We start from the raw sequence: 14,289 nt of genomic DNA on the forward strand, positions 1-14,289 counted from the left end.
GTTTTAGAAATTAAAATTTAATCTCGTGAAGACATACCTACCATTCTGTCCAAACTGTGAAGTGGAACGTGAGTAGATAAACTGGTCATTATTACTGGATGCCGGAAGATTTTTTGTAGGATAAATATCAAAGACATTATTGACTCCTAACGTTAAACCAACATTTTTCGTAAACTGATACGCTACAGAAACATCCGTAATCACTTTATCTGCAATCTTTTGATGTTCATCAAATGCAATAATCCCATCTCCATTAGCATCTAAAACATCCGCTCCGGTAACTTTTCCGAAATACGTATTTCTAAGATAGAAACTTGCCTTTTTCCAGGAAACACTATGTGACAAAGTAGCTTTTACTCTTGGAACAGCTTCTTCAAGGTATATTCTTGATTTCTCAGAAAAATAAGTATTTTCCAGATTAGCAGATTCCAGTAAACCTGATGAATGAACATTTCCTACTTTTTTGGTCTGGTTAAGATTAACAGCAAAGTTATTATCCAATTTTACTTCAGAAAATCTCGCATTGTGCGTAATTACAACATCCAAACCTTTGGTTTCTGTATCTATCGCATTGGCAAAAAATTGTCCCGCATTGACTCCTGCTTTATCAAAGGCCACTTTTGCTGCATCAGGAACCGCAGCTCTTGTAAATTGATCGGTAAGGATAATTCTATTTTTAATTTTAGTAAAATATCCATCAGCTGTAAAGGTTAAGTTAGCCGAAGGAATTCTATAAGTAAATCCGAAGCTTGCTGATTGGGAAGTTTCCTGTTTTAGTTTTGGGATATCTAATAATCCAGCAATTTCTGAATCATTACTAAAAGTTCCAACATCAAGCAGCTGACCATTTGTAAATAATGTTGAAGTCACATTATAATAGATCTGATGGATAGAAGGAGCTCTGAATCCTGTAGATCCGGCAAATCTCAAATTTAAATTTTTATCAAGCTTGACTCTTGAAGCAATTTTATAATTAAAGGTAGAGCCAAAATCTGAATAGTTCTCATATCTCGCTGCCGCATCTACCAATAGCCAATCTGTAAAGTTGAACTCAAAATCAGCATATCCGGCAACAGATTGTCTGTTTTTATTTACAGCATTATCAGGCCTGAAACCACTAAAAACCTGTGATCCACCAGGAAGAAATTGCGTACCATTTCCGAAGAAATCAGTAGGTCTTGGAGTACTCCCGTTCCATACATTTCCATTTACATCATAGGTTGCATAAGAAGCTTCCTCCCCTGCTGTTATTTTAAAATTCTCATAACGGTGTTCTGCCCCAAAAGCAATATTGATCCCCTGCCAAACATCATATTTTTTTGAGAAATCGAGATTTATTGTGTTTTGAGAAAACCTCAATCCTCCAGCACTAAACTCATTTGGTGAAGCAAATCGCAAAGAAGTATTTCCTGTATTCTGGATATTGTAATCAAAAGAATTCTGTCCATAGGTATTACTGAAATCAATATTCCATCCTTCCCAGTTTCCTTTGATTCCTGCAGAAAGAGATAAATCCTGAATATCTGTTGCGATCTGAGGTAGATAACCATCCGGATAAAGACCCGTAAAAGTTCTACTTTGATTAGGTCTTCTGAAAAAACCTCCCGAAGTTCCATGTCTGAAACTATATCCTCCAAATGTATAGACTTTCCAATCATCATTAATAGGAACTTCTATATTGGCAAAAAGCTGATGATTATTCAGTTTTGACTGTCCTACCTGCATATTGAAATCCTTTCTGTCTAATCCTCTATACGCCAGTTCCTGATCACTAACATCACGCCCTAATATCCCCTGTAATGCTCCAATTGTATGAGCCCCCTGGATTTGATTCTGAAAATCCTGAGAAAAATAATTTACATTCTGGGAATACTGATGAATATAATTTACGATCTGCTGAGAGTTGGGCGTATTATTAATGTCTGTGAATAATGTGGAAAGATTTACGCCATCATTCAAAGCTCTTTTTTCAATTGCGTTATAAGCATTATATATTGCTCCACTTTCTGTTCCTGCTCTATAAGTAGGATTTCTGAACTGAGAAGTCCAGGTAATATTATAAAAACCACCTTTCTTTCCTATTTTATTACCATAATTCAGGTCAACCTGAAAATTTTGACCATCAAAATTTCCGGTATGGTCATTGGCTGTTGGAGTAAGATTTCCACCATATGTAAATTGTCCGGTCAGTTTGCCGGTGTCTCTTTTTAACCCTAAGTTGATCACTCCTGCAATGGCGTCTGAACCATATTGGGCAGCTGCCCCATCTCGCAAAACTTCTATTCTATTGATTGCAAAAGAAGGAATTGCGTTCAGATCTGTTCCAACCGTTCCCCTTCCAGGAGTTCCATTAACGTTAACTAATGCTGAAGTATGTCTTCTTTTCCCATTCACCAAAACCAATACCTGATCTGGACCAAGTCCTCTAAGCTGAGCAGGATCCAAATGATCCGTACCATCTGAATTGGTCTGAACTGTAGAGGTAAAAGATGGGGCAATAGCATTTAAGATCTGGGAAATATTGGTTTGAGGTAAAACCAATGAAGATTCTTTTATATTAAAAACATCTACAGGAACCGGGCTGTCTACTTTAGATCTTGCTCCACTTCGAGAACCCAATATAACCACTTCTTCTACATTAGCCGTCTTTACTGTATCTTTTTCCTGTGCATAAGCATACGTTCCCAAGAAAAATAAAACAGAAGCCGAAAAAATTGTCTTTCTATTTTTCATACATTTTATGTTAAGATTTCTTTAACTTTTTTTGAGGAGCAAATGTATGTCATATTTATTAGTCCACAAAACAAGTGGACTAATAATTTATAGAAAATGTTAATAGCTGATATCTATTCTTTTTTAAATCTTGGTTAGTTTCGCGTATTTCAGAATAAGATTTTTTTCTCCTTCATGCATGAAAATAACTTTCGCTTTGATATTCTGAGGATCAGTTCCATCCAGGAAAGTAACTTCGCCAATACCAAAGCGGTCATGCCTTACCCTGTCGCCAATCTCAATGTCCTGAGAAGAAGCTCCGCTTGGGTTGATAATTTTAGCTGTACTTACAGGTTTTAATTTCCTTGGTTCAGCAATAGGTTTCGCATCATCACTCTTTTCAATCGTTTTCTTTTCAACTTTTTTAAAGCTTCTCATTTCAGAAGGATGCTCGTCAAAAATATTAGACTTAAGGCCACTTTGGTTTATGAAACGCTTTTCCATTGCCGGATTAATGAATTCCAGATATTCCTCATCAATTTCACTTAAAAATCTTGAAGGCTCAGCATCTGTAATTTTCCCCCATTGAAAACGGGAAATAGCATAAGAGAAAAAAGCCTGTTTTTCAGCTCTTGTTAAAGCAACGTAGAAGAGACGTCTTTCTTCCTCCAGATCTTCTCTGGTTGCAGAACTCATAAAACTCGGGAAAAGATTTTCTTCCATTCCTACAAGGTGTACCACAGGAAACTCCAAACCTTTTGAAAGGTGAATGGTCATCAGGGAAACCATATCTTCTTCCTCTTCCTTAGCTTGTGTATCTGCAGAAAGGGCAATATTCTCGAGGAAATTAGATAAACTGGGATCTCCATCTTCCAACTGCATCTGTTCTTCAATGAAACCCTGCATCGAGTTCATCAATTCCTGCACGTTTTCCACTCTCGAAATACCTTCCGGAGTTCCATCGTCTTTTAAAAATTTGATCAAACCACTTCGCTTAGCCACTTCCATAGCTACGCTGTAAGCCGTTTCGGTTTTTAATAATACCTGAAAGGCTTTGATCATGGACCAAAAATCGTTCAGTTTATTAAGAACGCCATTATTGAAACCTAACTGTTGCGAATACATTGGTAGATTATCCAATACTTTTGAAACAGATACATTATGAGCATCTGCAAAAACAATCAGTTTATTTTGAGTAGTTTCACCAATTCCTCTTGTAGGATAATTGATAATTCTTGTCAATGCCTCCGAATCATTTTCGTTAATCAAAAGACGCAGGTAAGCAATTAAATCCTTCACCTCTTTTCTCTGATAAAAAGACAAGCCTCCATACACTTTGTACGGAATATTTTTACGTCTCAATGCATCTTCAAAAGCACGCGTCTGAGAGTTTGTTCTATATAAAATAGCGAAGTCATTGTATTTTCTCTGATCTCTGTTACGAAGTTCCCAGATATTTCCGGCTACGAAATTTGCTTCATCAGCATCGGAAAGAGAACGGTAAATTTTTATTTTATCTCCTTCTTCATTTTCACTGAATACGTTCTTCTTGAACTGTTGAAGGTTTTTTGCGATCACTACATTAGCTGCATTTACAATCGTTTGTGTGGAACGGTAATTCTGCTCCAATGAAACTGTTATTGCGTCCGGATAATCTTTTTTAAAGTTTAGTATATTATAAATATTTGCACCACGGAATGAATAAATTGACTGCGCATCGTCCCCTACCACACATATGTTTTCAAATTTTGAAGCTAATGCTTTCACAATAAGATACTGCGAATGATTGGTATCCTGGTACTCATCTACCAGAATATATCTAAACCGGTCCTGATACTTTGCCAAAACTTCAGGGAAACGGGTAAGCAATTCATTGGTCTTTAACAATAAATCATCAAAGTCCATGGCTCCATTTCTAAAACAGGCATCTACATATTTTTCATAGATCTTCCCGATAAATTTCATATTGGCCTTTTCATCAGCTTCCATCAATTCAGGATTATTGAAATAGGCCTTTACTGTAATCAGGTTGTTTTTATAATTTGAAATTCTTGCCTGAACTTTTTTAGGTTTATAAAGGTCAGCATCAATATTCATGTCTTTCAGTACTTTTCTGATCACATTCAAAGCATCTTGCTGATCATAAATCGTAAAGTTTGAAGGATAGCCTAAATAGTGTGCCTCACCTCTTAAAATTCTCGCAAATACAGAGTGGAAAGTTCCCATCCAAAGGCTTCTTGCATTGCCTGGCCCTACCACCTTTGCAATACGCTCCTTCATCTCTTTTGCCGCCTTATTGGTAAAGGTAAGTGCTAAAATATTAAAAGGATCGATTCCATTAGTAATCAAATGGGCAATACGCATGGTTAGTACGCGAGTTTTCCCGGAACCTGCTCCTGCAAGCACCATTAGTGGTCCCTGTAAAGTGGTAACGGCTTCATATTGTGATTCATTTAATCCTTTCAAATAGTCCATGCTGCAAAAAAATTTGGGAATACAAAAATAACGTATTAAAAGGAGAATTCAAACTGTATATAGTCTCCAGTTTTCAAACTTACTTATTACCAACCATCTCTGAAAAAAAACATTTCACGCTTTTAATCTCGGTACATTATCCCTGCTCTATGACTTATTAACACATTGAAACTATAAGTAAATAAGATATTTACCCTTAAAATAATCAACTTTACAATTATTTTTTTATCTTAGTTGATAACTAAAAATTAAAATAATATGAAAAATTTAAAGTCAATTTCAAGAGAAAATTTAAAAACAATTAAAGGAGGACTTAAGTATTGTGGTGATGGTACACCATGTGGTGCAGGCTGGTGCTGTGCAGGAAGTGCTTGCAGACCAATCAATTCTTCTTACTGTTTGATAGTACCGGAAGAATAATGCAATAATTTTTGTAATTATCCAATAATTGAATTTCAAACTAAATTAAATGATATGAAAAATCTAAAAACAATTTCCAGACAAAATTTAAAAACGATTAAAGGAGGACTAATACAATGCGGTGAAGACCTGCCACCATGCGCAACAGGATGGTGCTGTGCTAAAAATAGCTGTAGACCGTTAAGTCATCCTTATTGTCAATAATAAATCACCTTACTGATACCATCATAAATACCCCTGTAAATACAGGGGTATTCTCTTTGCCTGAGATACTCTAATATTTAATTTTCATATTCAATAACAATGAAAAAATCAAATTTGTAACAAGTAAGCTTTTTTAATGACTAATTGACAAACAATTTCGACTTTATGAAAAAACGACTTCTTTCTGTTGCTGCTGTAGCTTTCTTTGGAATGATGCTGAATGCGCAACAAATCAAATTCGAAGAGTATGATTTACCAAATGGTTTACACGTAATTCTTCATCAGGACAATACGGCACCAGTAGTTACAACAGGGGTAATGTATCACGTAGGTGCTAAGGATGAAGTAAAAGGAAGAACCGGTTTCGCTCACTTCTTCGAACATCTTTTATTTGAAGGAACACCTAATATCAAAAGAGGTGAATGGTTTAAAATTGTTTCTTCCAACGGAGGACAAAACAATGCCAATACGACGAATGATAGAACTTATTACTATGAAACCTTCCCTTCGAACAATGAACAATTAGGTCTTTGGATGGAAGCTGAAAGAATGCGTCAGGCAGTGATCAATCAAGTAGGTGTAGACACTCAGAGAGAGGTTGTAAAGGAAGAAAAAAGATTAAGAATGGATAATCAGCCTTATGGAAATCTATTTTCAACTATCCAAAAAAACCTATTTACCAATCACCCATACAACTGGCCAACTATTGGATCAATGGAGGATCTGAACTCTGCAAAATTGGAAGAGTTTCAGGCATTTTATAAAAAATATTATGTTCCTAACAACGCCACTCTTGTTGTAGCAGGAGATATCAAGCCAGAACAGACAAAAAAATGGATCGAGGAATATTACGGTGGAATTCAAAAAGGTACTGTTACTCCAAAAAATTTCCCGAAAGATGCGCCTATCACTCAGGAAAAAGAAGTTACGGCAACCGATCCTAACATTCAGCTTCCAGCTTATGTTTTTGCATACAGAACACCTGCCAATAAGGAGAAGGATGCTTATATCTTAGATATGCTTTCTTCTTATTTAAGTAATGGAAAATCTTCCGTTTTATATAAAAAATTAGTAGATCAGGAGAAAAAAGCGCTTCAGGTAGCTGCTTTCAATCAGGGGCTTGAGGATTATAGTATCTTTGCTTTCTTTGCTATTCCAATGGGACAGACTACAAAGCAAACTTTACAGTCTGATATAGACGCTGAAATAAAAAAACTACAAACAACTTTAATTTCTCAGGAAGATTATCAAAAACTTCAAAATCAATTTGAAAACCAGTTTGTAAATCAAAATTCAAGTATTCAGGGAATTGCTGCTTCACTAGCAACAAACCACGTATTGATGGGTAATACCAACTTAATTAATAAGGAAATTGACATTTACAGATCGATCACAAGAGAAGATCTACAAAATGCTGCTAAAAAGTACCTGAATCCTAACCAAAGAGTAATCATTAATTACGTACCTGAAAAAAAATAATCCTAGATGACTTTAGGTTTAAAAGTGATTATAACAAACAATTATTTACAAATGAAAAAGCAATTAACATATATAGCGGTAGCATTTTTATTTACTGGAATGCTTTCAGCACAAAAAATAGATATTAATGCGATGCCAAAGCCAGGACCCACTCCTGCCATTAACATTGCAAAGCCAAAGACTTTCCAACTAAGCAACGGCCTTACGGTAATGGTTGTAGAAAACAACAAATTACCAAGAGTAAGCGCTAATCTTTCTATGGACAGACCTCCTTATTATGAAGGAAATGTGACAGGTGTAAGCCAGATCATGGCAGAACAGTTCGAAAACGGAACAACAAACATCAGTAAAGACGAATTCAATAAAAAGGTTGACTTTTTAGGTGCTAACTTAAGCTTTTCTTCAGCGGGCGCTTTTGCGAGTTCACTTTCAAAATATTTCCCAGAAGTATTAGGTTTAATGGCTGATGCTATTATAAACCCTAAATTCTCTGCTGAAGAAATTCAGAGCTCCAAAGAAAGAGCAATTGAAGGTTTAAAATCTGAAGAAAAAAACGCTTCATCTATTGCATCAAGAGTTTCTAATGCTTTACAGTATGGAAAAAACACATCCAGAGGAGAATTTGAAACCGTTGAATCCATCAATAAAATTCAGCTTGCAGATGTTCAGAATACGTATAAAAAATACTATTCTCCAGACAACGCATACTTAGTGATCGTTGGAGATGTTAAATATGATCAGGTAAAATCTTTGATTGAAAAGGCATTTAATAGCTGGAAAAAATCAAATACTGCATTTACAGCATTAGAACCCGCTTCAAACGTAGCTAAAACCGAAATTAATGTTGTTGACGTACCTTCAGCTGTACAGTCAGTAGTTTCTGTAGGAAACTTGAATACACTGAAAATGAAGGATACCAATTATTTCCCTGCAACAATTGCTAACTACATTTTAGGTGGTGGTGGTGAGGCCAGACTTTTCATGAACCTTCGTGAGAAAAATGGGTTCACATATGGAGCTTATTCCAGCATGAGTGCCAGTAAGTATTCTCCTGATTTCTCCGCTGAAGCAAGTGTAAGAAATGAAGTTACCGACAAAGCGGTTAAAGAATTTATGAATGAGCTAAATGCAATTTCTACAGTAAAGCCGGAAGAACTTGAAAACGCTAAAGCTAAACTGAAAGGAAACTTCATTATGTCTTTAGAAAAACCTGAGACTATCGCAAGATTTGCTTTAAATCAAAAAGTTCAGGATCTTCCTTCTGATTTCTATACAAATTATCTGAAATCAATTGATAAAGTAACTGCTTCTGATGTTTCAAACGCTGTAAAAGCTACGATCCTTCCTAATCAAAGCAGAATTTTCATTGCTGGTAAAGCTTCTGACATTTCTGAAGGATTGGAAAAATTAGGATACCCTGTAAAATATTTTGATAAAGATGCCAATCCTGTAGCAAAGCCTGCCGCTCAAAAAGTTGATGCAAGCGTTACAATAGGTTCTGTTGCTGACAAATACATCAATGCAATTGGTGGATTAGCTGCTGTTCAGAAAATCACTTCTATTTCTAGCGAAGCTACTACTAAAGTACAGGGAATGGATATGACCATGAAAATGATACAGGCAAAAGAAGGAAAAATGGCTATGAACATCAGCATGATGGGAAATACAGTTCAAAAAATTGTGTTTGACGGGAAAGATGGCTATATGGAAGTTCAAGGAAAAAAAGTTCCTTTAAGTGACAAACAGAAAACAGAAATGTCTCAGGAAAAAGAACTATTTCCGGAATTAAACTTCGCTAAGTCTGCGGAATACAAATTAGCAGGAATCGAAAAATATAACAATGAAGATTCTTATGTAGTGAAAAATGCAAAAGACACTTACTACTACAGCGTAAAAACTGGATTAAAAACCGGAGAAGTAAAAGCTGGAGAACAGGGCTCTACTCCTACAAGCTATGCCGATTATAAAGATGTATCTGGCGTGAAATTGCCTCATACGATTCTTCAAAATATGGGCGGAATGGATATTAACCTTGCGATAAAATCTTATCAGATCAATCAGGCTAAAGATTCTGATTTTAAATAAGGATAATCTCTTTTAAAGAAAAGACGGCAACAAATGTTGTCGTTTTTTCTTTTTACTAAAATCTTATTTTGTCATTCGGTAAAAAAAGATTAAATTTGCCCATTCAAAAAGATATCAAATTAATGGATTCTATATTTATACTATTGATGGTTCTTGTTATGATTGCTAGCATTTTACTAGTAATTATTGTTATGGCTCAAAACCCTAAAGGTGGAGGCCTTTCGAGTACTTTCGGAGGCGCATCATCTGCACAGTTTGGAGTACAAAGAACCAATGACTTCATGGAAAAAGCAACATGGACTTTAGGAGGAACGATCATCGTTCTTATTCTGATAAGCGTTATTGTTACAGGAAAACCTTCACAAACAGCTCCGGTTCAACAACCAGCTAAGAAAGAAGCTCCTGCAAAACAATCTACGCCTGCTTCTCAAACAAGCACACCTGCAAAGACTCCTATTGCACCAGCTAAATAAGCAAATAATATTTTTATATATTTAAAAAGCAACTCTACCGGAGTTGCTTTTTATTTTAATTTAATCTTTTCTATTTTGTGTCGAAGTCTTAATCCGGCTTTTAAAAATGAATACTGAATCGGTTTTGATTCTTTATAGTATTTGCTGATAAAAATTTCCATTGCCCCATAGAACCTTTCCAGGTAAATCTCATCTTTTACTGTACTTTCGCCCTTATGATGCAGTATTGAAGCCTTACCATAATAATAGTTTTTCAAGCCACTTCTGAGCAAGGTATAACAAAGATCAATATCTTCTCCATACATGAAATAAGCCTCATCCAGGCCTCCTACATTTTCATAAATATCTTTTTTAACGAGAAAAAAAGCTCCCGTGATCACTTCTACTTCATTAATTTCATTTTCACCGATATCATTTCGATAATAAGATTTTGAATTGTTATTTTTAAAATTGACAAATAACTTTTCAAAAGAATTGAACATATCAGGAACAGAACGCTTACTTTCAGGCAAAAATACACCATTAGCATCATGCATTCTAACACCCAAACATCCAAAATCAGTTTGTGAATCAGCGAAGCTTAAAATATCATTCATATAAAAGCCTTCGAGTTCCGTATCAGGGTTTAAGATAAGAATATATTCGCCCGTTGCCGTTCTTATAGCTTTATTATTAGCTTTAGCAAAACCTTCATTATTTTCAGAATCAATAAAATGAAATTCCGGAAATTCCGTGATAAGATCTTTCCATGAAACATCTGTAGAAGCGTTATCAATGACAATTACTTCATATGCAATTCCCTCTATATATTTTTGAATAGATAAAAGACAATTTCTAAGTAATCCAGTAACGTTATAATTAACAATTACAATTGATAGTTTTGTGTTCATTTTAGTCCTTTTCGTTATAAGGAAGTCTGTTGATAATCGATCTACCCAAAGAGATCTCATCTGCATATTCAAGCTCATCCCCTACTGATATACCTCTGGCAATACTTGAGAAGCTCACATTGAAATTTTTGAATTTTTTATAAATATAGTAGGCTGTAGTATCACCCTCCATCGTTGCACTAAGAGCAAAAATAAACTCTTTTACTACACCTGCATTTAATTTTCTTTCGATACTTGGAATATTCAGCTGGTTAGGACCTACACCTTCCATTGGAGAAATTTTTCCACCCAAGATCAAATACTTCCCTGTATATTTCCCCGTATTTTCAATCGCAATAACATCACGAACATCCTCTACGATACAGATCACTTCGTCATTTCTTTTAGAACTGCTGCATATCTCACAAATTTCAAAATCAGAGAAATTATGACATTCTTTGCAGTACTTTATTTCATTAACAAGATTGATGAGAGAATTTCCAAGACCTACTGCCCTGGAATTCGGTTGTTTCAATAAGTGAAGTGCCAAACGCAAAGCTGTTTTCCTGCCAATTCCGGGAAGTCCTGAAATCTCATCCACTGCTTTTGCCAAAACTTTACTTGGATAATCCATAATTACAAAAATAATATAAAAAGATGAGTATTTAAGGGTTTACAAAGCTTAAATACTCTCCTTTCCAATAAAAAATCTATCTTTGAGAATTATATGAAAAAAATAAACTAAATGGTACTTAAGAACCTTAATTATCCACTGGATTTTAAATTTAAAATCACAACATTAGCCAGTGATTTCAACATTACGGACAAAAATGGAAATTACGTTGCCTATGTTCGTCAAAAAATGTTTAAACTTAAAGAAGATGTTATTGTTTTTAATGATGAAAGCAAGTCTCAGGAGCTTTTCAGAATACAGGCTAACAAATGGATCGATTTTAATGCTTCTTATTCTTTAAATGATCTGATTGATAAAAAGAACTTTGGAAGATTAGCAAGAAAAGGAATGCGTTCTCTGTGGAAATCCACTTACAATATTCTGGACTCAAATGATCAGCCAAAATTTACGGTAGCAGAAGATAATGCATGGACAAAGTTTTTTGATGGAATGGTAAGTGAAATTCCAATTATCGGAATGTTTACAGGATATTTCCTTAACCCTGCTTATACGGTAAGAGGTGTGGATGGCAAGGAATATTTTAAACTTAAAAAAATGCCTTCTTTCTTTGGCAGAAGATTTCAGCTTGACAGATTGATTGATATTGATGACGAAGACGAAAGCTTAGTTGTACTTTCTTTATTAATGATGGTTCTATTGGAAAGAGCCAGAGGATAAATGCAATAAACCACAAACAATGAAATATCTTATTATTATCTTTTCAGCGCTCTTATTAGTCGCTTGTAAAAAAGACAAAGAACCTGTTTCCAATTCTGCATCTAAAGATTCACTGAATGTTGTTCAGGACTCTTCGAAAGTAGAAGCATCAGGAAAAATTTTAGTTGAAACGATCACATTCCCGAAAGAAATCAAAGAATGCTCATGTTATTTTGCAAAAAGCAAAGCTGATTTTGAAGCGGAAAAATACATCTACGCAGATGATGCCGGAAAAACAGCATATATGAAATTGGACGGAAAAAGATTAGCAATGAATCTTATCTCATCCAGTGATATGGAAGCTGATGAACAATTGACGAAAGAGATTGAAAATGATAACTATAAAATTTCAGTAAAAGGTAAAAAAATAAAAGGTGAAGAAGCCTTATTATTTGAAGGTACGATTACAATAGAAAAACCAGATGGCACTGTAACCACTTTACCAATTTATGGTGAATGTGGATGTTAAAAAGTAAAATCAAATAACTATTAAACTACTAAAATGCAAAATCGTTTATTATTGTACTGGCGTTAATTTATAACCTTCCAATCCAACGATTTATTATTTTAGTGATTTTTGATTTCACAATAAAAAGAATGCTCCTGAATTTACGGGAGCATTTTTTATTTCGTAATTTTGATAAAAATAAATTTTATGGAATTATCCAACATAGAACCACAAATTATCTGGAAAAATTTCTCCAAATTAAATGCGGTTCCAAGACCTTCAAAAAAAGAGGAAAAAGTAATAGCATTCATCAAGGCATTTGGTGAAAATTTAGGATTACATACAACAGTCGATGAAGTAGGGAACGTTATTATCAAAAAGCCAGCTACTGCTGGAATGGAAAACCGAAAATCTATTGTCCTACAGTCGCACCTTGATATGGTTTGTCAAAAAAACAGTGATGTTAATTTTGACTTTGAAACTGAAGGAATTAAAATGGAGATTGATGGGGACTGGGTAAAAGCCAAAGGAACTACATTAGGAGCTGATAATGGTTTAGGGGTAGCTACGATCATGTCAATTTTAGAAAGCTCTGATATTCCTCATCCTGATTTAGAAGCACTTTTCACAATAGATGAAGAAACAGGAATGACGGGAGCTTTAGGATTAAAGCCAGGTCAGCTAACCGGACAAATTTTATTAAACCTAGATACAGAAGAAGACGATGAAATAGATATCGGTTGTGCAGGAGGAATTGACGTTACGATTACTCAGAATTATGGATTAGAAGATTCTAAAGGACAAATTGTAAGAATTGAAATCAAAGGTTTACAAGGTGGACACTCGGGAATGGATATCCACAAAGGGTTTGGAAATTCAAATATTATCCTGGGTAGATTGCTTTATAATGGCTTAGCTAAAGAAAATATACAGCTGATTTCAGTTGATGGTGGAGGCTTAAGAAATGCTATTCCAAGAGAGGCTGTTGCCACAATTTCCGTAAGAAATGCCAATGAGTTCATTGAAGAGCTGGCAAATGGTCTTAAAAAAGAAATTTTAGAGGAATTTGCCACGGTGGAACCAGGCCTTCAAATCAATATTGAAAACTCAACAAGTTCTGACAAAGCAATCTCTGAAGAAGATTCTAAAAAGATCATTTTAGTTTTAAAATCTCTTCATAATGGGGTTTATAGAATGAGCCCAGATGTAAAAGATCTTGTAGAAACATCTAATAATGTAGCAAGAGTAGAATTGAAAGGAGGAAGTTTAAGAATTTTAAACCTTTCAAGATCATCTGTAGATTCAAACAAATATGCGGTTGCAGAGCAATTAAAGTCTGTTTCTGAATTGGCTGGAATGCAGGTAGAATTTAGTGGCTCTTATCCGGGATGGAAGCCTAAACCAGGTTCTGAGATCGTTCAACTAATGGAAAAGATCTATACTGAAAAATTCAAAGAAACGCCTCATGTTGTCGCTTGTCATGCCGGTTTAGAATGTGGGATCATTGGAGCTAATTATCCTGAAATGGAAATGGTAAGCTTTGGACCTACCATCAGAGGAGCTCACTCTCCAGATGAAAAAGCAAATATCCCTTCAGCACAAAAGTTCTGGAGCTTCCTAAAAGAAATTTTAGCGAATATTCCTCAGAAATAAAACAATAAAATTTCTATATTGAATATCCAAAGTCGTTTGATTTTGGATATTTTTTTGCAAAATGAATTATCGATTTTTTAT

General features: G+C 34.9%; 12 protein-coding genes. 8 read left to right on the forward strand and 4 right to left on the reverse strand.

All coding sequences use genetic code 11. From position 1 onward, the window contains the following. Positions 1-3: 3 nt before the first annotated feature. Entirely contained in the window at positions 4-2,733 is a 2,730-nt protein-coding gene (locus AC3WRL_RS19465) for a TonB-dependent receptor plug domain-containing protein (RefSeq protein ID WP_492331071.1), read from the reverse strand. Between the two features lie 123 nt (positions 2,734-2,856). Further along, positions 2,857-5,187: an ATP-dependent helicase gene (locus AC3WRL_RS19470; protein WP_214828958.1), complete on the reverse strand. Its 2,331-nt coding sequence runs from the start codon at positions 5,185-5,187 to the stop codon at positions 2,857-2,859. Positions 5,188-5,445: 258 nt separating this feature from the next. On the opposite strand from AC3WRL_RS19470, the gene AC3WRL_RS19475 reads away from it, so the two are divergent. From AC3WRL_RS19475 to secG, 5 genes are all read left to right on the forward strand, one after another. Further along, the gene (locus AC3WRL_RS19475; protein ID WP_214828956.1) at positions 5,446-5,607 is read left to right on the forward strand and encodes a bacteriocin-like protein; all 162 of its coding nucleotides are present in this window, start codon (positions 5,446-5,448) and stop codon (positions 5,605-5,607) included. Positions 5,608-5,661: 54 nt separating this feature from the next. After that, positions 5,662-5,811, forward strand: a complete 150-nt coding sequence (locus AC3WRL_RS19480; RefSeq protein WP_449243640.1) for a bacteriocin-like protein — start codon at positions 5,662-5,664, stop codon at positions 5,809-5,811. Between the two features lie 165 nt (positions 5,812-5,976). After that, complete coding sequence (locus AC3WRL_RS19485; protein WP_214828955.1) at positions 5,977-7,290, forward strand: M16 family metallopeptidase; 1,314 nt, start codon at positions 5,977-5,979, stop codon at positions 7,288-7,290. Between the two features lie 51 nt (positions 7,291-7,341). Further along, the gene (locus AC3WRL_RS19490) at positions 7,342-9,375 is read left to right on the forward strand and encodes a M16 family metallopeptidase (protein ID WP_492331072.1); all 2,034 of its coding nucleotides are present in this window, start codon (positions 7,342-7,344) and stop codon (positions 9,373-9,375) included. A 122-nt stretch (positions 9,376-9,497) separates the two neighbouring features. Then, positions 9,498-9,848, forward strand: coding sequence for a preprotein translocase subunit SecG (secG, locus tag AC3WRL_RS19495; protein WP_214828951.1), 351 nt, complete (start codon positions 9,498-9,500; stop codon positions 9,846-9,848). A gap of 50 nt (positions 9,849-9,898) precedes the next feature. Here the strand turns inward: secG and AC3WRL_RS19500 are convergent, their stop codons facing one another. After that, positions 9,899-10,738, reverse strand: coding sequence for a glycosyltransferase family 2 protein (locus AC3WRL_RS19500; RefSeq protein ID WP_261513060.1), 840 nt, complete (start codon positions 10,736-10,738; stop codon positions 9,899-9,901). A gap of 1 nt (position 10,739) precedes the next feature. After that, positions 10,740-11,351 carry a recombination mediator RecR gene (gene recR / locus AC3WRL_RS19505; RefSeq protein ID WP_214828947.1) on the reverse strand — a complete coding sequence of 204 codons (612 nt, stop codon included), beginning with the start codon at positions 11,349-11,351 and terminating at the stop codon, positions 10,740-10,742. 111 nt (positions 11,352-11,462) lie between these two features. Between recR and AC3WRL_RS19510 the strand changes: the two genes are divergently transcribed. The 3 genes from AC3WRL_RS19510 (at position 11,463) to AC3WRL_RS19520 (ending at position 14,208) form a co-directional block, all read left to right on the forward strand. Then, positions 11,463-12,068 carry an LURP-one-related/scramblase family protein gene (locus tag AC3WRL_RS19510; RefSeq protein WP_261513061.1) on the forward strand — a complete coding sequence of 202 codons (606 nt, stop codon included), beginning with the start codon at positions 11,463-11,465 and terminating at the stop codon, positions 12,066-12,068. A 19-nt stretch (positions 12,069-12,087) separates the two neighbouring features. Beyond that, positions 12,088-12,576 carry a hypothetical protein gene (locus tag AC3WRL_RS19515; protein ID WP_492331073.1) on the forward strand — a complete coding sequence of 163 codons (489 nt, stop codon included), beginning with the start codon at positions 12,088-12,090 and terminating at the stop codon, positions 12,574-12,576. A 186-nt stretch (positions 12,577-12,762) separates the two neighbouring features. After that, the gene (locus AC3WRL_RS19520) at positions 12,763-14,208 is read left to right on the forward strand and encodes an aminoacyl-histidine dipeptidase (protein ID WP_492331074.1); all 1,446 of its coding nucleotides are present in this window, start codon (positions 12,763-12,765) and stop codon (positions 14,206-14,208) included. The last annotated feature ends 81 nt before the right edge of the window (positions 14,209-14,289 follow it).

It is taken from the genome of Chryseobacterium sp. FW101-FHT12H09 (genome assembly GCF_058790395.1).

Bases quoted from the DNA above. Each gene is read 5' to 3' on its own strand.
- AC3WRL_RS19465 (WP_492331071.1), bottom strand. From the start codon at position 2,733: ATGAAAAATAGAAAGACAATTTTTTCGGCTTCTGTTTTATTTTTCTTG.
- AC3WRL_RS19470 (WP_214828958.1), bottom strand. From the start codon at position 5,187: ATGGACTATTTGAAAGGATTAAATGAATCACAATATGAAGCCGTTACC.
- AC3WRL_RS19475 (WP_214828956.1), top strand. From the start codon at position 5,446: ATGAAAAATTTAAAGTCAATTTCAAGAGAAAATTTAAAAACAATTAAA.
- AC3WRL_RS19480 (WP_449243640.1), top strand. From the start codon at position 5,662: ATGAAAAATCTAAAAACAATTTCCAGACAAAATTTAAAAACGATTAAA.
- AC3WRL_RS19485 (WP_214828955.1), top strand. From the start codon at position 5,977: ATGAAAAAACGACTTCTTTCTGTTGCTGCTGTAGCTTTCTTTGGAATG.
- AC3WRL_RS19490 (WP_492331072.1), top strand. From the start codon at position 7,342: ATGAAAAAGCAATTAACATATATAGCGGTAGCATTTTTATTTACTGGA.
- secG (WP_214828951.1), top strand. From the start codon at position 9,498: ATGGATTCTATATTTATACTATTGATGGTTCTTGTTATGATTGCTAGC.
- AC3WRL_RS19500 (WP_261513060.1), bottom strand. From the start codon at position 10,738: ATGAACACAAAACTATCAATTGTAATTGTTAATTATAACGTTACTGGA.
- recR (WP_214828947.1), bottom strand. From the start codon at position 11,351: ATGGATTATCCAAGTAAAGTTTTGGCAAAAGCAGTGGATGAGATTTCA.
- AC3WRL_RS19510 (WP_261513061.1), top strand. From the start codon at position 11,463: ATGGTACTTAAGAACCTTAATTATCCACTGGATTTTAAATTTAAAATC.
- AC3WRL_RS19515 (WP_492331073.1), top strand. From the start codon at position 12,088: ATGAAATATCTTATTATTATCTTTTCAGCGCTCTTATTAGTCGCTTGT.
- AC3WRL_RS19520 (WP_492331074.1), top strand. From the start codon at position 12,763: ATGGAATTATCCAACATAGAACCACAAATTATCTGGAAAAATTTCTCC.